The organism is Paraburkholderia sp. A1RI_3L (assembly GCF_048957895.1).
Taxonomy (GTDB): domain Bacteria; phylum Pseudomonadota; class Gammaproteobacteria; order Burkholderiales; family Burkholderiaceae; genus Paraburkholderia; species Paraburkholderia kururiensis.
The window spans coordinates 757827-774786 of sequence record NZ_JARCHA010000002.1; the positions used below are offsets into that span (position 1 = coordinate 757827).

General features: G+C 65.1%; 16 protein-coding genes. 4 read left to right on the forward strand and 12 right to left on the reverse strand.

Annotated elements, in window-relative coordinates; translation table 11 throughout:
* Positions 1-37: 37 nt before the first annotated feature.
* The 4 genes from PXJ20_RS09540 to PXJ20_RS09555 form a co-directional block, all read right to left on the reverse strand.
* Positions 38-538, reverse strand: a complete 501-nt coding sequence (locus PXJ20_RS09540) for an ExbD/TolR family protein (protein ID WP_421029854.1) — start codon at positions 536-538, stop codon at positions 38-40.
* Positions 539-555: 17 nt separating this feature from the next.
* Positions 556-1290, reverse strand: coding sequence for a MotA/TolQ/ExbB proton channel family protein (locus tag PXJ20_RS09545; protein ID WP_421029855.1), 735 nt, complete (start codon positions 1288-1290; stop codon positions 556-558).
* A gap of 64 nt (positions 1291-1354) precedes the next feature.
* Positions 1355-2152 (reverse strand): 4-hydroxy-tetrahydrodipicolinate reductase, encoded by a 798-nt coding sequence (gene dapB / locus PXJ20_RS09550; RefSeq protein WP_421029856.1) that lies wholly within the window; start codon positions 2150-2152, stop codon positions 1355-1357.
* A gap of 84 nt (positions 2153-2236) precedes the next feature.
* Positions 2237-3142: an outer membrane protein assembly factor BamE gene (locus PXJ20_RS09555; RefSeq protein WP_017777046.1), complete on the reverse strand. Its 906-nt coding sequence runs from the start codon at positions 3140-3142 to the stop codon at positions 2237-2239.
* 123 nt (positions 3143-3265) lie between these two features.
* On the opposite strand from PXJ20_RS09555, the gene fur reads away from it, so the two are divergent.
* Positions 3266-3694 carry a ferric iron uptake transcriptional regulator gene (fur, locus tag PXJ20_RS09560; RefSeq protein WP_017777047.1) on the forward strand — a complete coding sequence of 143 codons (429 nt, stop codon included), beginning with the start codon at positions 3266-3268 and terminating at the stop codon, positions 3692-3694.
* 86 nt (positions 3695-3780) lie between these two features.
* On the opposite strand, the gene PXJ20_RS09565 is transcribed toward fur, so the two are convergent.
* The 3 genes from PXJ20_RS09565 to PXJ20_RS09575 all read right to left on the reverse strand — a co-directional run bounded on the left by PXJ20_RS09565 (position 3781) and on the right by PXJ20_RS09575 (position 6889).
* Entirely contained in the window at positions 3781-4317 is a 537-nt protein-coding gene (locus tag PXJ20_RS09565; protein WP_413212519.1) for an ureidoglycolate lyase, read from the reverse strand.
* Positions 4314-5327, reverse strand: a complete 1014-nt coding sequence (gene alc / locus PXJ20_RS09570) for an allantoicase (RefSeq protein ID WP_421029857.1) — start codon at positions 5325-5327, stop codon at positions 4314-4316. The genes PXJ20_RS09565 and alc overlap by 4 nt, the downstream gene beginning before the upstream one ends.
* Positions 5328-5542: 215 nt before the next feature.
* Positions 5543-6889, reverse strand: a complete 1347-nt coding sequence (locus PXJ20_RS09575) for a C4-dicarboxylate transporter DctA (protein WP_421029858.1) — start codon at positions 6887-6889, stop codon at positions 5543-5545.
* Positions 6890-7107: 218 nt separating this feature from the next.
* Here PXJ20_RS09575 and PXJ20_RS09580 point away from each other — a divergent pair, with 218 nt between their 5' ends.
* Positions 7108-7806 (forward strand): FadR/GntR family transcriptional regulator, encoded by a 699-nt coding sequence (locus tag PXJ20_RS09580; protein WP_017777051.1) that lies wholly within the window; start codon positions 7108-7110, stop codon positions 7804-7806.
* A gap of 151 nt (positions 7807-7957) precedes the next feature.
* On the opposite strand, the gene gap is transcribed toward PXJ20_RS09580, so the two are convergent.
* Together gap and tkt are read right to left on the reverse strand one after the other, a co-directional pair.
* Positions 7958-8968 carry a type I glyceraldehyde-3-phosphate dehydrogenase gene (gene gap / locus PXJ20_RS09585; protein WP_017777052.1) on the reverse strand — a complete coding sequence of 337 codons (1011 nt, stop codon included), beginning with the start codon at positions 8966-8968 and terminating at the stop codon, positions 7958-7960.
* Between the two features lie 109 nt (positions 8969-9077).
* On the reverse strand, positions 9078-11108 hold the full coding sequence (tkt, locus tag PXJ20_RS09590; protein WP_026121901.1) for a transketolase: 2031 nt from the start codon (positions 11106-11108) through the stop codon (positions 9078-9080).
* Positions 11109-11632: 524 nt separating this feature from the next.
* On the opposite strand from tkt, the gene PXJ20_RS09595 reads away from it, so the two are divergent.
* Both PXJ20_RS09595 and PXJ20_RS09600 read left to right on the forward strand, forming a co-directional pair.
* On the forward strand, positions 11633-12046 hold the full coding sequence (locus PXJ20_RS09595) for a VOC family protein (RefSeq protein WP_026121902.1): 414 nt from the start codon (positions 11633-11635) through the stop codon (positions 12044-12046).
* Positions 12047-12081: 35 nt separating this feature from the next.
* Positions 12082-12822: a 16S rRNA (uracil(1498)-N(3))-methyltransferase gene (locus tag PXJ20_RS09600; protein WP_421029859.1), complete on the forward strand. Its 741-nt coding sequence runs from the start codon at positions 12082-12084 to the stop codon at positions 12820-12822.
* 104 nt (positions 12823-12926) lie between these two features.
* On the opposite strand, the gene PXJ20_RS09605 is transcribed toward PXJ20_RS09600, so the two are convergent.
* The 3 genes from PXJ20_RS09605 to PXJ20_RS09615 form a co-directional block, all read right to left on the reverse strand.
* Positions 12927-13487 (reverse strand): barstar family protein, encoded by a 561-nt coding sequence (locus PXJ20_RS09605; RefSeq protein WP_026121903.1) that lies wholly within the window; start codon positions 13485-13487, stop codon positions 12927-12929.
* A gap of 16 nt (positions 13488-13503) precedes the next feature.
* A complete protein-coding gene (locus PXJ20_RS09610; protein WP_017777057.1) occupies positions 13504-13935 on the reverse strand; it encodes a ribonuclease in 432 nt (143 codons plus the stop codon).
* 538 nt (positions 13936-14473) lie between these two features.
* A complete protein-coding gene (locus tag PXJ20_RS09615) occupies positions 14474-16786 on the reverse strand; it encodes an NADP-dependent malic enzyme (RefSeq protein ID WP_017777058.1) in 2313 nt (770 codons plus the stop codon).
* Between the last annotated feature and the right edge of the window lie 174 nt (positions 16787-16960).

The following is a 16960-nucleotide window of genomic DNA, read 5'->3' on the forward strand; positions in this document are numbered from 1 at the left end:
CCGGCTGTTCGGCCAACTGGTTACCCGTCTAGACCGGCTACGGTTTGGTCGCGGGAGCCGCAGGAGCCGGCGCGGGTGCAGTCGGCGCAGGTGTCGCAACGTCCGGCGAGCCGCCGCCCTGGCCTTGCGGTGGCTCGGTCACGAAACCGATGCGCTCGAGCCCCGCCTCTTGGGCCGCGCCCATCACCTGCGCAATCACTTCGTAGCGCGTGGCGCGTGCGGCCCGCAGCTGGATCTCGGGCTGCTCGGCGCGCCGGCCGGCTTCGGCGAACTGCGCGCGCATCTGGTCAGCGCTGACGGGCCTGGCGTTCCAGTAAATCTTGCCCGCGGCGTCGATGGAAAGCGTGATGGTTTCCGGCGTGGGGCGTGCCGGCGCGGCCGCGACCTTCGGCAGGTCGAGCCGGATGGCATGCGTGAGCAGCGGCGCCGTAATGATGAAGATGACGAGCAGCACCAGCGTCACGTCGATGAGCGGCGTCATGTTGATGTCCGCCATCGGCGCGGAATTCTGGTGCTTGTCGAGTCCGCCGAATGCCATGCCGCGCTCCTCGTGTCTCAGCCCGCGGACACCTGGCGCCCGCTCGCGTTGCGTTGCGGTTCGCGCGGCGGCGCCGGGGCGTCATGGGCATCGGGTCCGCAGACGTACGCGTGGAGGTCGTGCGCGAAGCCGTCCAGGTCTTCGGAAAGCTGGCGCGCGAGGCGGCCCAGTATGTTGTACGCGAGCACCGCCGGAATCGCGACCACGAGGCCGAACGCCGTCATGATGAGCGCTTCGCCAACCGGACCCGCCACGTTTTCAATCGCGGCCTGGCCGCTCGACGCGATGCTGCCCAGCGCGTGATAGATGCCCCAGACGGTTCCGAGCAGGCCAACGAACGGCGCCGTACTGCCCACCGAAGCGAGCAGCACCTGGCCGAATTCGAGCCGACGCTGAGAGGTATTGAGCGCCTGACGCAACGCGCGAAGCACGCGTTCGCTTCTGTCCACACGGGCGAGCAGCGCGCCGGGGAGGTCCGCTTCGGCAGCCTGCTGCGCCGCCTGCGCGAGCGGCAGGAAGATACGTTCGCGGTCGGCGCGGCGCACCGCGTCTACGCCTTCGGCAAGCGTCTTCGCCTGCCAGAACTGCGCGAGGGCGCGCGGCCCCTGGGTTTTCGCGCGCACGAGCATCCAGGTTTTGACGAGCAGGAAGCACCAGCTCACCATCGACATCGCGAGCAGCACCCAGGCCACCGCGTGCGTGATCGCGTCACTCGTCTGGAGGTAGTGAAGGATACCGGTGCTTGCTGCCATGGGACCTCGCTACGCCGGTGGCCGTTGCCGCGCTGCGCGCGGCGCGGGATAGGGGACGGCGCGCTCAGCGCAGGCCGAGCACGTCCTGCATGTCGTAAAGGCCGGTGGCGTGGCCTTCGAGGAAGCGCACGGCGCGCATCGCACCTTGCGCATAAGACTGGCGGCTCGCGGACTTGTGCGTAATCTCGATACGCTCGCCGATGCCCGCGAAGAGCACCGTATGGTCGCCCACGATGTCGCCGCCGCGAATGGCCGAAAAGCCGATGGTGGACGGATCGCGCTCGCCCGTCACGCCGTGACGGCCATACACGGCGCAGTCGTCCAGATTGCGGCCCAGCGCGCCGGCAATCGCCTCGCCCATCATGAGCGCCGTGCCGGACGGCGCATCCACCTTGTGACGGTGATGCGCTTCGATGATCTCGATGTCGTAACCGGTCGCGAAGTAGCGCGCCGCGAATTCGAGCAGTTTGAGCGTGACGTTCACGCCCACGCTCATGTTGCCGGCAAACACGATGCCGACCTTTTCCGCCGCAGCCTGCACGCGGGACTTCTGCTCGGGCTCGAAGCCCGTGGTGCCGATCACGAGCTTCACGTTGTGACGCAGCGCGGCATCGATGTACATCATCGTGCCTTCGGGCCGCGTGAAGTCGATCAGGTAGTCGGCTTTTGCGAAAACCTCGTCGATATCGCTCGTGAGCGGCACGCCGCTCGTCTTGCCGAGAAACGCCGCCGCGTCCTGACCGAGCTGGGGAGAATCCGCGCGGTCCAGCGCGCCGGCAAGCGTCGCATCGGGATCGTTGAGGACGGTTTCGATCAGCATGCGGCCCATTCGGCCCGATGCACCGGCGATGGCGATTTTCATGAGCTTTCCAGCAAGTCGGAGGGTAGGCGGAAATCACGGCGGGACCGCGCTGCGCGCGGCCCGCTCGTATGGCGGACCGTCAGGTCAGCCGCCTGCTCCCTGCCCATTTGAAGACGTCGGCGAAGACGTGAGCGGCGCGTTGTGCGTCGGCGCCGTGCTGCTATTGTCCTGCGTGCCCGTGGGTCCAACCGGGTTCGACTCCGGCGCCGTAGGGGCCGGCGCCGGCTTGCGACGCAACTGGATCTGCTGCTGCGGCGTGGTATCGACGCTGGACGGCACCCCCACACCGCTGCGCGGCGCGTTGGCCCGTGCCGACGATCCGCCGGCTGACGGCGTCTGCACCGCGTTGGTCGCGCGGTTCGCGGCCTGGGCGGCCTGCGCGTTCGGATCGGTCTGCGGCAGCGCGGCGGCATCCGCCGCAACGCCGGGCTGACCCGCCGTGTCCGGCACCGTGGGCGCATACGGCGCACTTGCCGGCGCGGCCGCAGCGGCCGGCGCAGCGCTTGCCGCACTCGCCGGTGCAGCGGCTACGGGCTTCGCCTTCTTGCCGCTCTTGTCGCCATCGATCTCGGCAAGCAGTTCCAGGTTGGACGGCAGATCGTCGCCGCCCGACCAGCTCGCCACGCGGTCGCCCGCGAAGTTCACGATGAAGTCACGCTGCTGCACGACGGAGGTCGAGCCGCGCTTGAAGTAGAAGATGTAGTCCCACCGGTCGTCGTGGAACATGTCCGTGAGGAGCGGCGTGCCGAGCAGCTGCTTCACTTCGGCGCGGGACATGCCTACCCGCATCTGCGCGGCCGCCTCTTTCGAGACGAAGTTGCCCTGCACGACGGTGATGCGATACGGCGTAATGCGCTGGGCGATACGCTGAGTCAGGCTGTCGTAGGTCGAACATCCGGCCAGAACCACGCATGCTGCCGCGATAAGGACGCCCGTCATGGTGCGCGCCGAACGGCTGCCCCGGTTGATCAATTGAAATTCTGGAATCATGTCCCTCACCGTGCGGGCTGCCCTTTCAGGCGTGAAGCCGCGCGTATTCTGTCGATAGATGACCGGAACGGCAAAAACCCATTACCATTAGAACCCTGCATTGTACTCCAGGGACTCATCGTCATGACCAATCCAACCGATCTCAAGAACATCGGGCTCAAGGCGACCCTGCCGCGCCTCAAGATCCTGGAGATATTTCAGCAAAGTCCGGTGCGGCACCTCACGGCCGAAGACGTCTATCGCAACCTGCTGCACGAGGAACTGGACATCGGGCTCGCCACGGTCTATCGCGTGCTGACGCAATTCGAGCAGGCGGGTCTGCTCACACGCAGCAACTTCGAATCGGGCAAGGCGATTTTTGAGCTGAACGAAGGGTCGCACCACGACCATCTGGTGTGTCTCGATTGCGGGCGCGTGGAAGAATTTTTCGACGCCGAAATCGAAAAGCGCCAGCAGGCCATTGCGGCCGAGCGCGGTTTCAAGCTGCAGGAGCATGCCCTCGCGCTGTACGGCGCGTGCACGAAAGAAAACTGCCCGCATCGCAAGCATTGATGCAGCGGGCCGCTGACGCCGCGGCCTGAGGCAGGCTCCAACGCAGCGTCGGCAACGCGCCTTTCCCCACCCTCGCCAACTTCCCGCTACCTCTCTACCTCGCCTGGCCGCTCCGACAAAACGAGCTGCCAGGAATGCTCGAGCGCGATCTCGTCGCAATTCGGCCCTTCCCCGCCGCGATCGATCACCACGAAGTCGCTCACGTGATCGAGCGCGATCAGCGGATGGTGCCAGACGCCCCTCGCGTAGTTGACGCCCTGCCAGCCGTTGCTCGCGAAGGCACGCATACGCGAGGCGTCGAACTCACCCGCGGGCGCTACGATCACGGCGTACCGCACGTTCGCAAGCGGCAGAAACGCCTGACTGCCGCGCGGATGCCGCTCCATCAGCGCAATCTCGAACGGCAACGCTCGCGGCTGCGCGCGAAACACGTTGACGAGCGGACGGCCGCCGTCGGCGCACACGTCGAGCGTCGCGAGGTCGTGATAACGCTCGGTGGTGCCGCCGTTGATCGGAAAATGCCGCGCGCCGGCAAGTTCGATCACGTCGCCGAACGGTGCGAATGTTTCGCGCGCCAGCGGTTCGACGCGCAGCACGTTCTTCGCGATCGCAGACGTACTCATGCGAGTTCGCCCCACAGGCGCAGTCTCGATACGCCGCCGTCCGGATAGATGTTGAAGCGCACGTGCGTGACCACGCCGAGCGACGCCAGCTGCGCGGCCTCGAAGGTATGCACGTGGTCCATTTGCAGCGACATTTCGGGCAGCAGCACGGGCCAGAACATGGCCTGCGTAACGAGCGATTCGTCCGTCCCGCCCACCACGCGTGCAGCTTGCAGCGAGCAGCGGTCGGGGAAATTGCCCTTGAAGTGCGCCGTGTCCACTTCGATCTTGCGGATCACTCCCGGACGCGCCAGCGCGACGATCGCCCAGTCGTTGCCGGGCTCGCGACGGCGACGCGTCTCCCAGCCGTCGCCCATGTTCACGCCGCGGCCCGGCATCAGCATCTGCGAGGCGGCGCCGAAATGCTGATTGTTGGCCGTCACCAGCCAGGCGCCGTTTTCGACGGCGGCCAGATCGACCAACGCACCCGCTTCCACGTGCGTCCACTCGCGCTGCGGCTGTCCGTAGACACGCAACCGCGCGAGGCCGCCATCGGGATAAAGGTTCACGCGAATGTGCGTGCACGGCGCGGTGGGCAGCACCGTCACGTAGTGGTGCTGATTACCTTGCAACGTCGTGGCAGGCACGAGCGGATGCCATTCGATGTCGTCGGGCGGCAGGTCGCCTTCGGCATAACACGCTTCAAGCGAAGCGGCCGGCGGGAAATTGCCCGTGAAGTGGCTCGTATCTAGATCGACGCCATGCACGACGCCCGGCCGCGCCAGCTTCACGATGCACCAGTCGTGGCCCGCGGTGCGCTTGCGGCGCGTCTCCCAGCCGTCCATCCACTTGCCGTGGTCGTCGTACTTGCCCGGAATGAACACCGCGGGCAGCGGATCGAGCATGCGCTCCTTCGGCGCGAAAAACTCGTCGCTGGCGACGAGCGCCTTTGCGCCCAGACGCGGGTCGGCCAGATTCATGTAGCGGCGCGTGAAGGCGGGCGCGTTCGGATCGAGGATCGGAGTAGCCATGTTTTCAGGTCGAAGAGGAAGAGGAAGAACGGGAAGCCGCGCTTGCGGGCCCACTGTGCATGAGGGGCGCTCGCGGCCGGCTCGCATCAGGTACGAGCCGTCCGAGGTGGAATCAGGATGAAGTCATGACGCGCTCACGACGGACGGCGCTCGATTGCTACATTGCATCGGCAACACCCGGTTCGCAGCCATCCGTCGCGATGTTCAGAACGCGATCAGACCGCACGAAGCTCGTCGCCGGCAGCCGCTTGCGCGGTTGCGGGTACGGCCGGCAGGGCTTGCGCGTCGGCCGCGCCGAAGCGCAGCGCCGGATCGAAATCGAGCACGCGGCGCGCGCGGGCCTTGTCGATGTCGTTCTCCCACACGGCCACCACCACCGTGGCCACGCAGTTGCCGATCAGGTTCGTGACCGCGCGAGCAATGCCGACAAACCAGTCGACCGGCAGGATCAGCACGAGCCCGAGCACCGGAATGGCCGGAATGGCGGAAAGCGTGGCGGCCAGAATCACGATGGCGGAGCCCGGAATACCGTGCGCGCCCTTCGACGTGACGAGCGACACCAGCAGCACCACGATCAGGTCATGCAACGACAGCGGCGTATTGGTGGCCTGCGCGATGAACAGCACGGCAAGCGTCAGATAGATCGAAAAGCCGTCCAGGTTGAACGAATAGCCCGTGGGAATGACGAGGCCGACCGTCGAGTCCTTCACGCCCATCCATTCCAGTTTGCGCATGACCTGGGGCAGCACGGCGTCGGAGGACGCGGTGCCGAGCACGATCGAGAGTTCCTCGCGCAGATAGCGGATCAGCTTGAACACGCTGAAACCCGCGAGCCGCATCACCACGCCGAGCACGATCACCACGAACGCGAAACAACTCGCGTAGAACACCATCACGAGCAGGCCCAGTTGCTTGAGCGACCCCACGCCGTACTTGCCGGTGGTGAACGCAATGGCGCCCAGCACGCCGAGCGGCGCGAGCTTGATGATGAAGCTCATCACGCGAAACAGCACCTGGGCGAAGTCGTCGATCAGGGTGCCCACGCGCCGCCCCTTTTCGCCGAGCAGCGAGAGCGCCGCCCCGAACAGCACGGAGAACACGAGAATCTGCAGCACGTCGCCCTTGGCGAAGGCGTCGAACGGCGTGTCGGGGATGATCTTCAGCAGAAAACCAGCCGTGTCCTTCAAGCTCTTCGCGTTCGTCGCGTAGGTGGTCAGCGCCGTCGCATCGAGCGTCTTCACGTCGACGTTCATGCCGGCGCCCGGCCGCGTCACCCAGGCCAGCACCGCGCCGATCATGAGCGCAATCGTGGTCATGATTTCGAAGTAGACGACCGACTTGATGCCGACGCGCCCTACCTTGCGCAAGTCGCCGGCATGGGCCATGCCGCTCACCACGACGCAGAACACGATGGGCCCGATCACCATCTTGATGAGCTTGAGAAAGCCGTCGCCCAGCGGCTGAAGCGACTGGGCGAACTGCGGATACAGCGCGCCGAGGGCGATGCCCACGACGAGGGCGATCACTACCCGCCCAAACAGCGAATTGAAAAACCTCGACACGGCGGCCTCCTGTTCCGGATTCAACAGTTCATACTGGTCTGACCAGTACTGTTATGGCGGATAGTAGGAAGCCGATATAGTTGCGTCAAGGAATCAAAAAACGGGGTTTACCCCCGGACTCATGTGACGCTCTGCCGGTTGGCTCACGGCTTCGTGGGCAGGCGCGGCATCGGCGACATCGGTTTAGAATGCCGGTCAGACCACGCTGCCGGAGCATCATGAAGAACGTCCCGCACACCGTTACCGACACCGCCATCGCCACCATCCGCGAAAGGATCGAAGGCGGCGCCTATCCGGTGGGCAGCCTGCTGCCCGCGCAGCGTCAACTGTCCGAGGAACTCGCCATCAGCCGGGCGTCGCTGCGCGAAGCGCTCTCGCGGCTCGAAGCGCTCGGCATGCTGAAGATTCGGGCCGGCAAGGGCGTCTACGTCGAGAGCGCACAGGCAAGCACCCCGCAGGCCTGGCGCTTCGCCGATCAGTCGTCGCTGCCGGACACCTATCAGATGCGTTACGCGCTGGAAGGCTTTGTCGCGCGAATGGCGGCTCTCGCAATCACGGACAGCGACGTCGAGTGGTTCGACGAAAACGTCGCCGCACTGCATGGCGCGCTGGCCGCAGGCGAGCTGGACGAAGCGGCACAACTGGACTTCGATTTCCACATGCGCATCGTGAGCCTCGCCGGCAATGCCGCCATCGAAGCAATTCTGCGCAGCAGCGCCGACATCATGAAGGAAAGCCAGCGGATGCCGTTCTACCGCCGCGAGTTGCTGCTCTCGACGTATCACGAGCATCGCGAAATCGTGGACGCACTCAAGACGCGCAACAGCGAAGCGACGGGGCGCGCCATCGAGGTCCACATCGCGAATGCGGCGCAGCGCGCGGGGGTGTACTTTCCGACTCCGCAACGCACGGCCTGAAGCGGCACGAACGAAGGCGCCACGCCAAAACAAAGACGCCACGGAGAGCATCGCTTCCGTGGCGTCTTTGTTTTGTGGTCCGCATCCTGCACCGGACCACTTGCCCCCCCCAAGCGAACGCGCCTAAGCGCGCCCGCCTGCACGACGGCAATTACTTCGCGGTAGCCAGCGCCACCGCCGTGTCCAGCATGCGGTTCGAGAAGCCCCACTCGTTGTCGTACCAGCTCGACACCTTCACGAGACGGCCCGACACCTTCGTGAGCGTGGCGTCGAACGTAGACGAAGCCGGATTGTGGTTGAAGTCGACCGAGACGAGCGGCGCCACGTTGTAGCCCAGAATGCCCTTCAGCGCGCCTTCCGAGGCTTCCTTCATGATGGCGTTGACTTCTTCCACCGTGGTGTCGCGCTTCGCGATGAACGACAGGTCGACGATCGACACGTTGATGGTCGGGACGCGAATCGCGTAGCCGTCCAGCTTGCCGTTCAGTTCCGGCAGCACGAGGCCCACAGCGGCAGCCGCGCCCGTCTTCGTCGGGATCTGGCTGTGCGTGGCCGAGCGCGCGCGACGCAGGTCTTCGTGATAGACGTCGGTCAGCACCTGGTCGTTCGTGTACGCGTGAATCGTGGTCATCAGGCCGTTTTCCACGCCGATCTTGTCGTTCAGCGGCTTGACGAGCGGCGCGAGGCAGTTCGTCGTGCACGATGCGTTCGAGATTACCGTGTGCTCGGCCTTCAGCGCGTTGTGGTTCACGCCGTAGACGATGGTGGCGTCCACATCCTTGCCGCCCGGCGCGGAGATGATCACCTTCTTCGCGCCGCCCTTGATGTGCGCGCTCGCCTTTTCCTTCGTGGTGAAGAAGCCCGTGCATTCCATCACGACGTCCACGCCCAGCTCGCCCCACGGCAGTTCGGCCGGGTTGCGGTTGGCCAGCACGCGGATGCGGTCGCCGTTCACGACGAGGTAATCGCCATCCACGCCGACTTCACCCGGGAAGCGGCCGTGCGCCGTGTCGTACTGGGTGAGGTGCGCGTTCGTCTTGGCATCGCCGAGGTCGTTGATCGCGACAAACTGGATGTCGTGCTTCTTGCCGCTTTCATAGAAGGCACGCAGCGTGTTGCGGCCGATCCGGCCATAGCCGTTGATTGCAACGCGAATCGTCATGGTTTATCTCCTGATGGATGGCAAAAAAAATACCTTCTAGTATCCGCTGATCGACGGATCCCGCCGAGCGGCACGACGTCGCGCCAGCCCGCCGGGACACCGGCGCGCATCAGTCCAGTGCAGCCTTCGCCGCGTCCACGACGTGCTCGACGGTGAAGCCAAAGTACTTGAACAGCACGCCTGCGGGCGCCGATTCGCCGAACGTGTCGATACCGACCACGCTGCCTTCGAGGCCCACGTACTTGCGCCAGAAATCGGTCACGCCCGCTTCGATGGCGACGCGGCGCACGCCCTTGGGCAGCACGCGCTCGCGGTACTCGGCGTCCTGCCGGTCGAATGCGTTGGTAGACGGCATCGACACCACGCGCGCGGCAATGCCTTCGCGCGCGAGCGGTTCGACGGCCTTCAGCGCGAGTTCGACTTCCGAGCCGGTCGCGATCAGGATCACCTTGCGCGCGACCACTTCTTCGTCCCAGTCGCGCAGCACGTAGCCGCCCTTCGCGATGTTCGCGATCTGCGCGTCGGTGCGCGGCGAGAACGGCAGGTTCTGCCGGCTGAAGACGAGACACGACGGACCGTGATGCTCGATGGACTGAGTCCAGGCCACCGCCGTTTCGACCGTGTCCGCGGGGCGCCAGAGCGTGAGGTTCGGAATCAGGCGCAGGCTCGAGAGATGCTCGATGGACTGGTGCGTCGGGCCGTCTTCGCCCAGGCCGATGGAGTCGTGCGTGAACACGAAGATGGACGGCACCTTCATGAGCGCGGCCATGCGCAGCGCGTTGCGGCTGTAGTCCGAGAACGTGAGGAACGTGCCGCCGAACGGCCTGTAGCCGCCGTGCAGAGTCATGCCGTTGATGGCCGCGCTCATGCCGAATTCGCGCACGCCGTAGTTGATGTGGTTGCCCCACTGGATGGCCGTTTCGCCGGCGCGCGGCGCGCGCACGGGCTTCGACGCCTTCCAGTTCGTGAGGTTGGAACCGGTCAGGTCGGCCGAGCCGCCAAGCAGTTCAGGCAACGCCGCAGCCAGGCCTTCGATGGTTTGCTGCGAGGCTTTACGCGTTGCCACCGTTTCGGCGCGCTCGTTGGCGCCCGCGATGATGGCCTGCGCCTTCTGCGCCCAGTCGGCGGGCAGCTTGCCGGCGCTGCGGCGCTCGAACTCCGCGGCTTCCTGCGGGTACTTCGCCTTGTATTGCGCGAATGCTTCGTTCCATGCCGATTCGAAACGCGCGCCCGATTCCTTCGCATCCCACGCCGCGTAGATGTCCTGCGGAATCACGAACGGCTCCCACTTCCAGCCGAGCGCTTCGCGCGTCTTCGCGATTTCGTCTGCGCCCAGCGCCGCGCCGTGCACGTCGTGGCCGCCGGCCTTGGTGGCCGCGCCCTTGCCGATCACCGTCTTGCAGCAGATGAGCGTGGGTCGGTCCGACTTCTTCGCCTGCGCGATCGCAGCGTCCACGGCATCCACGTCGTGACCGTCCACATGGGGAATCACGTGCCAGCCGTAGGCCTCGAAGCGCTTCGGCGTGTCGTCGTGGAACCAGTTCACCACGTCGCCATCGATGGAGATGCCGTTGTCGTCGTAAAGCGCAATCAGCTTGTTCAGCTTGAGCGTGCCCGCCAGCGAACAGGCTTCGTGCGAGATGCCTTCCATCAGGCAGCCGTCGCCGAGGAACACGTACGTGTGGTGATCGACGATCTTCGCGTCCGGCTTGTTGAACTCAGCGGCGAGCAGCGACTCGGCGAGCGCCATGCCCACTGCATTTGCGAGACCCTGGCCGAGCGGGCCCGTGGTCGTTTCCACACCCACGGTGATGCCGTATTCGGGGTGGCCCGGCGTCTTCGAATGCAACTGGCGGAAGTTCTCGAGTTCCGCCATCGGCAGGCCGTAGCCCGTCAGATGGAGCAGCGAGTACAGCAGCATCGAACCGTGGCCGTTCGAGAGCACGAAGCGGTCGCGGTCGGCCCAGTGCGGATTGACCGGGTTGTGCCGCAGATGGCGCGACCACAGCGCAACGGCGATTTCTGCCATGCCCATCGGCATGCCCGGGTGGCCGGAGTTCGCCTTTTGAACGGCGTCCATGGCGAGCGCGCGAATCGCGTTGGCCATGAGGGAAGTGGGAACGGGAGACGGGGTCGTCATGTCGAGTCCGGAGAACGAGAGTGCAAAAAGGCGGCGTGCGCAGCGGTGCGGGCAGTCCGGAGGCTCGGTGGCCCGTCAACTCCGACGCACGGTGCGGCGCCGGAAGACGCGAAACGGGCAGAGCAAACGGACAGGGCTGCAAAGCACGTCATTCTAGCAGATCGAACCGGAGGCTCCCGGCCGATCCGGCGACGGCGGCGGCGCCCAAAACGGCCCCGGACGGCACGCCGGCGCGGGTTTCGCCAAGGCATGCGACCGGCGGTGGGGCTCGCGATGCAGACACGCCTTCGTCGCGCGAGAGCATCAGCAAGCGGTGCGCCCGCGCGCTTTTGGTGTTCCCTTGGCGTCCCTTTGGCCCCCGTGCGGCACGCGATAAACTAGGGCCCCTGAGCCAGTCCGTGCAGACCGTCCCGCCGGACGAAGCCGCATCGCTTGCACCTGACCTCGCACCGACGACGCGCCCTCCGGCCGCGTGTCGTCGGTTTTCTGCAATCCGCCCCGCCCGCCCCGAGGAGGAACGTTCGATGGATGCCCCACGCCCAGCCGGAGTGCCGTGGTTGACGCCGTACCTGACCGTGCGCGACGCACACGCCACCATCGCCTTTTTCGAAACGGCGTTCGGGTTTCGCGTGCGTGACTGCGTACAGGACGACGGCGCCATCATGCACGTGGAGATGACCTACCAGCAGCAGCTCATCGTGATGTTCGCGCCCGAAGGCGCGTTCGGCTCGGCGGCGAAAACGCCGCGCAGCGCAGGCGCCATCGCGCCGCAATCGTTCTACCTGTACGTGGACGACGTCGACGGCACGTACGCCCGCGCGCTGGCAGCCGGCGCGAAGTCGCTAAGCGAGCCGCAAGACCAGTTCTGGGGCGACCGTTTCGCGCAGATCGAAGATCTGGACGGCTACCGCTGGGCGCTCGCGCGCCATCTGTCGTGACAGAAGTGAAGGAATAGAAGGAAGAGATCCGCGTCATGCCCCGTTTCTTTGTCGATCACGCGCTTCATCCGGGCGCCACGCTACAGTTGCCGGAAGACGTCACGCGCCACGTTCAGGTGCTGCGATTGCACTCTGGCGACACCATCGAACTCTTCAACGGAGAAGGCGGCCAGTTCGACGCAGAAATCGTCGAGATGGGTAGGCGCGATACCCAGGTGCGGGTGGGCGAATTCCGTGCCGTGGAAGCCGAGCCGCCCTACCGGCTCACGCTGGCCCAAGGCATTGCGGGCAGCGACAAGATGGACTGGTTGATCGAGAAAGCAGTGGAACTGGGCGCGGCGGCGTTCGTGCCGCTAGTCACGGCGCGCAGCGTCGTGCGGCTTAGCGGCGATCGGGCGGCACGGCGGCAACTGCACTGGCAACGCATTGTTCAGGCGTCCTGCGAACAATGCGGGCGTAATCGGCTGCCCGACGTGGCGGCTGCTCAGGAGCTCGATGCCTGGCTGGAATCGCTGCCGACATCGCCGGCTGAAGGAGAAATTCGCCTGTTGCTCTCGCCGCGCGCGAACCAGCCGTTCGCGGCACTCCCGCACGAGGCGCCGCGGGGCAACGTCACGCTACTGATCGGCCCCGAAGGCGGCCTTTCCGCCGACGAAGAAGCGGCTGCGCGAGAGCGCGGCTTTACCGCGATCGGACTCGGCCCACGCGTGCTGCGCACCGAAACGGCCGGCATCGCCGTACTCGCGGCGCTGGCGGCGCGTTGGGGCGGCTGGTGAGCCGTCCGCTCGTTTAACAATCCCGGCCCGAAAAGCACAAAGCCCGCCGTGCGGCGGGCCTTGCAATGTCGGCTGGCGCTGTGGCGCCTGTCGTGCCGCTCAGGTCAGGCGAACGAGTAAAACACGCGGAACGCCACCTTGCGTTCAGCCCAGAACTCGGCTGCTTCGCGAAACACGTCGAGCAGCGTTTCGCGCCCTTCCTTGTCGAACTTCTGCGCGATCGGCAAGCCCTCCAGCACGATCACGAAGCCCGGTTGCGTGCCGGCCTTGTGCACGAGGTCGGTGAGGCAGTCGTAGAGCGCGTCATAGTTCTTGCCGAAGTGCTTCGGAAACAGGAACGACGTGGCAATCGTCTCGAGCACTTCCTGCTTGCTCTGCGCGTTCGCGCAGTGTGCGTAGAGGAAATGCTGCTGGAGGCGGTTCGCTTCGTCGGCCAGTTCCTGCACGCGAAACGCGCGGATCGATTGCACGATGTTCGGTCGTACCGTTCTGAACAGGCCCGTGGACCCTTCGTTCGTTGAAAGCATAGTGCTGGCTTCGCCCTGGATGTCCCTGCCCTGACCGGTGGCGTGCATCTGCACGACGCGCTGGAACAGATTGCCTTCGCCGGCCGCGAAAAGATCCGTCGCGACCCCAGAGTCGTGCGCGTAGATGTTGTCGCTCATGCCGCTCATCCCAATGTCATTCAACAATGCGTTTAAAACTGGCGTAGTGGTCGTCGGAGTAATAACAGTTGTCGATTCGCCGCAGCGGACCGCCGCAGACGATGCGCCGCGCGCCACGATTGCGCGCACGAGGCGTAGGGACGGTGTATTCGTGGTAATAGCCGCGCCGGTGCGGCGGCAGCAAACGCTCGAAGTTGCCGAATACGACGCCGTCCTTATCGTACGGGTAAGGTCCGCCAGCCGCTATGAGGTTCAAGGTATTGACCGCCTGCGGCGGCAGCTGGGCCCGCGTGACGACACCCTGGGCGTCTTGCGAGCCCTCCGCTACAGGAGCGGGAAGCTCGCGTGCAAGCGCGTTGCCAGCGAAAAGTGCGCCCACATTGCCGGCCGCGAGGACGGCGCTCGTTGCGGCGACTAGCACGCCGTTGCGGAGCCACTTGCGTGCCATGTATCACATTCCCGCTATCGAATAAACGAGTTCGACGACCATGAAAGGTGTAAGGGTATCGCTATTAGTCGCGGGAATCAATGATGGCCGGGTAACCGAAAGGCTTTTCGCCGCCTCGGCTGAACATTGCGCGCCCACACGATCCGTCTGTGTTGACGATAGTTCACAGATAAATTTATCTCAATCGAGATAAAATTGCGACACAGTATGCGAACGCGACGGTTGCCACCGCTGTTGCATGAGGGTTCGTGTGCTGTAGCCCAAGCCTGTAGGTGGCAGTTTGAGGGCAGCGACTGTGCGCTTTACCTCGAGGCGTGCCCGTCCGGGCACGCCTTTTTTTCGTCTGTACTTTGCCGCTCAGGCCACGACTGCGTGTTCTGGTTTGAATTTTTCACAGGCGCTGCAGTTGGCCCTTGCGAGGCGGCTTTAGCGCGCCTTCACGCTGCGTGAGGACATACTACCCGGGACGTACCACCGATATCGCGGCTGATGCAAACGGCATACGCCGTACTGACATCAGCCGCTTTCCAACGCTCCGTCAGCGAACCGAAGCGTTCTGACGTGCCGCCGCCACGTCAGCCACCAGCAGCGCGGTCATGTTGACGATCCGGCGCACGGTGGCCGAAGCGGTCAGCACGTGCACCGGCTTGGCGGCGCCCAGCAGGATCGGCCCGATCGCGATGTTGTTGCCCGCCGCAGTCTTCAGCAGGTTGTACGAGATGTTGGCGGCGTCGATGTTCGGCATCACCAGCAGGTTCGCGTCGCCTTCGAGCGTGGAGTCGGGCAGCACCTCGCGGCGCAGGTTGGCGTCGAGCGCCACGTCGCCGTGCATTTCGCCGTCCACCTGGAGGTCAGGCGCACGCGTCTTCAGGATTTCGAGCACGTCGCGCATCTTCTGCGCGGACGGTGCGTTGCTCGTGCCGAAGTTCGAGTGCGAGACGAGCGCGATCTTCGGCACGATGCCGAAGCGGCGCACTTCCTCGGCCGCCATGATCGTGATTTCCGCCAGCTGTTCCGGCGTCGGGTCCACGTTCACGTGCGTATCGACGAGGAAGATCTGCCGGCCCGGCAGCACGAGCGCGTTCATGGCGCCATAGACGCTGCAGCCCGGGCGCTTGCCGATCAGCTGATCGATGAAGTGCAGGTGGCGGTGCGTCGTGCTGATCGTGCCGCAGATCATGCCGTCGGCTTCACCCTTCTTCACGAGCATCGAGCCGATGAGCGTGGTGCGGCGGCGCATCTCGAGCCGCGCCATCTGCTCGCTGATGCCCTTGCGCGACATCAACTTGTAGTACGTCTGCCAGAAGTCGCGGTAGCGCTCATCGTGATCGGTGTTGACCACCGTATAGTCCTGGCCGGCCACGAGCCGCAGGCCATAACGCGCGATGCGCTGCTCGATCACCGAGGGGCGGCCGATCAGGATCGGCTTGGCCAGCTTCTCGTCCACCACGATCTGCACGGCGCGCAGCACGCGCTCCTCTTCGCCCTCGGCGAACACGATGCGCTTCTTCTCCGGCTCCGCGCTGCGCGCGAGCTGGAAGATGGGCTTCATCGTCGTGCCGCTGTGATAGACGAACTGCTGCAGGTGCTGCACGTAGCCTTCCATGTCCTCGATGGGACGCGTCGCCACGCCGGAGTCCATCGCGGCCTTCGCCACGGCGGGCGCGATCTTCACGATCAGGCGCGGATCGAAGGGCTTCGGAATCAGGTATTCAGGGCCGAACGAGAGATCCTGAATGCCATACGCCGTCGCGACGATGTCGCTCTGCTCCTGGCGCGCCAGTTCGGCAATCGCGTTGACCGCGGCGATCTCCATTTCCCGCGTTACCGTCGTGGCGCCCACGTCGAGCGCGCCGCGGAAGATGAACGGGAAGCACAGCACGTTGTTGACCTGGTTCGGGTAGTCCGTGCGGCCCGTGGCGAGCACGGCGTCCGGGCGCACTTCGAGCGCCAGTTCCGGCAGGATTTCCGGCGTCGGATTCGCGAGCGCCAGAATCAGCGGATTGGCCGCCATCTGCTTGACCATCTCCTGCTTGAGCACGCCGCCTGCGGAGAGGCCGAGGAAAACGTCGGCACCTTCGATCACCTCGGCGAGCGTGCGTCCGCTCGTTTCGCGTGCGAAGCGCTCCTTGTCCGGGTCCATCAGCTCGGTGCGGCCCTTGTAGACCACGCCGGCGAGGTCGGTCACGAGAATGTTTTCGATCGGCAGACCCAGGTCGACGAGCAGGTCGAGGCACGCCAGCGCCGCCGCACCCGCGCCCGACGTCACCAGCTTCACCTTCGAGATGTCTTTGCCCACGACCTTGAGGCCGTTGGTCACGGCCGCGGCCACCACGATCGCGGTGCCGTGCTGGTCGTCGTGGAAGACGGGAATCTTCATGCGCTTGCGGCATTCGCGTTCGACGATGAAGCAGTCCGGCGCCTTGATGTCTTCCAGGTTGATGCCGCCGAAGGTCGGCTCGAGCGCGGCGATCACGTCGACCAGCTTGTGCGGGTCCGATTCGTTGAGTTCGATGTCGAACACGTCGATGCCGGCGAACTTCTTGAACAGCACCGCCTTGCCTTCCATGACAGGCTTCGACGCGAGCGGCCCGATGTTGCCGAGCCCGAGCACCGCCGTACCGTTGGTCACCACGCCCACGAGGTTGCTGCGCGCCGTGAAGCGCGCCGCGTTCAGCGGGTTCTCGACGATCTCTTCGCAGGCGAACGCCACGCCCGGCGAATAGGCGAGCGCGAGGTCGCGCTGGTTGATCATCTGCTTGGTGGGCGCAATCGCGATCTTCCCTGGGCTCGGGAATTCGTGATAATCGAGCGCGGCTTCGCGAAGCTTGGTATTGGCGGAATTCGACATGAGAGGCGGGCTTCTGGTGCGGATTAGAATGGATCTTCGAGAGACAGTCGGCTGCATTGTAGCGCCAATCCCCCTGCCGATTGCTTTCACTTCAGGCGCAGGTGCCGCGACCGGAACGTACTGAACAGTACACCGCGAACCGGCCGTGAAGCCGCGTCAGACGGGGCTCGCCGT

Coding starts and splice junctions, on each gene's coding strand:
- PXJ20_RS09540 (WP_421029854.1), bottom strand. CDS start 538: ATGGCATTCGGCGGACTCGACAAGCACCAGAATTCCGCGCCGATGGCG.
- PXJ20_RS09545 (WP_421029855.1), bottom strand. CDS start 1,290: ATGGCAGCAAGCACCGGTATCCTTCACTACCTCCAGACGAGTGACGCG.
- dapB (WP_421029856.1), bottom strand. CDS start 2,152: ATGAAAATCGCCATCGCCGGTGCATCGGGCCGAATGGGCCGCATGCTG.
- PXJ20_RS09555 (WP_017777046.1), bottom strand. CDS start 3,142: ATGATTCCAGAATTTCAATTGATCAACCGGGGCAGCCGTTCGGCGCGC.
- fur (WP_017777047.1), top strand. CDS start 3,266: ATGACCAATCCAACCGATCTCAAGAACATCGGGCTCAAGGCGACCCTG.
- PXJ20_RS09565 (WP_413212519.1), bottom strand. CDS start 4,317: ATGAGTACGTCTGCGATCGCGAAGAACGTGCTGCGCGTCGAACCGCTG.
- alc (WP_421029857.1), bottom strand. CDS start 5,327: ATGGCTACTCCGATCCTCGATCCGAACGCGCCCGCCTTCACGCGCCGC.
- PXJ20_RS09580 (WP_017777051.1), top strand. CDS start 7,108: ATGAAGAACGTCCCGCACACCGTTACCGACACCGCCATCGCCACCATC.
- gap (WP_017777052.1), bottom strand. CDS start 8,968: ATGACGATTCGCGTTGCAATCAACGGCTATGGCCGGATCGGCCGCAAC.
- tkt (WP_026121901.1), bottom strand. CDS start 11,108: ATGACGACCCCGTCTCCCGTTCCCACTTCCCTCATGGCCAACGCGATT.
- PXJ20_RS09595 (WP_026121902.1), top strand. CDS start 11,633: ATGGATGCCCCACGCCCAGCCGGAGTGCCGTGGTTGACGCCGTACCTG.
- PXJ20_RS09600 (WP_421029859.1), top strand. CDS start 12,082: ATGCCCCGTTTCTTTGTCGATCACGCGCTTCATCCGGGCGCCACGCTA.
- PXJ20_RS09605 (WP_026121903.1), bottom strand. CDS start 13,487: ATGAGCGACAACATCTACGCGCACGACTCTGGGGTCGCGACGGATCTT.
- PXJ20_RS09610 (WP_017777057.1), bottom strand. CDS start 13,935: ATGGCACGCAAGTGGCTCCGCAACGGCGTGCTAGTCGCCGCAACGAGC.
- PXJ20_RS09615 (WP_017777058.1), bottom strand. CDS start 16,786: ATGTCGAATTCCGCCAATACCAAGCTTCGCGAAGCCGCGCTCGATTAT.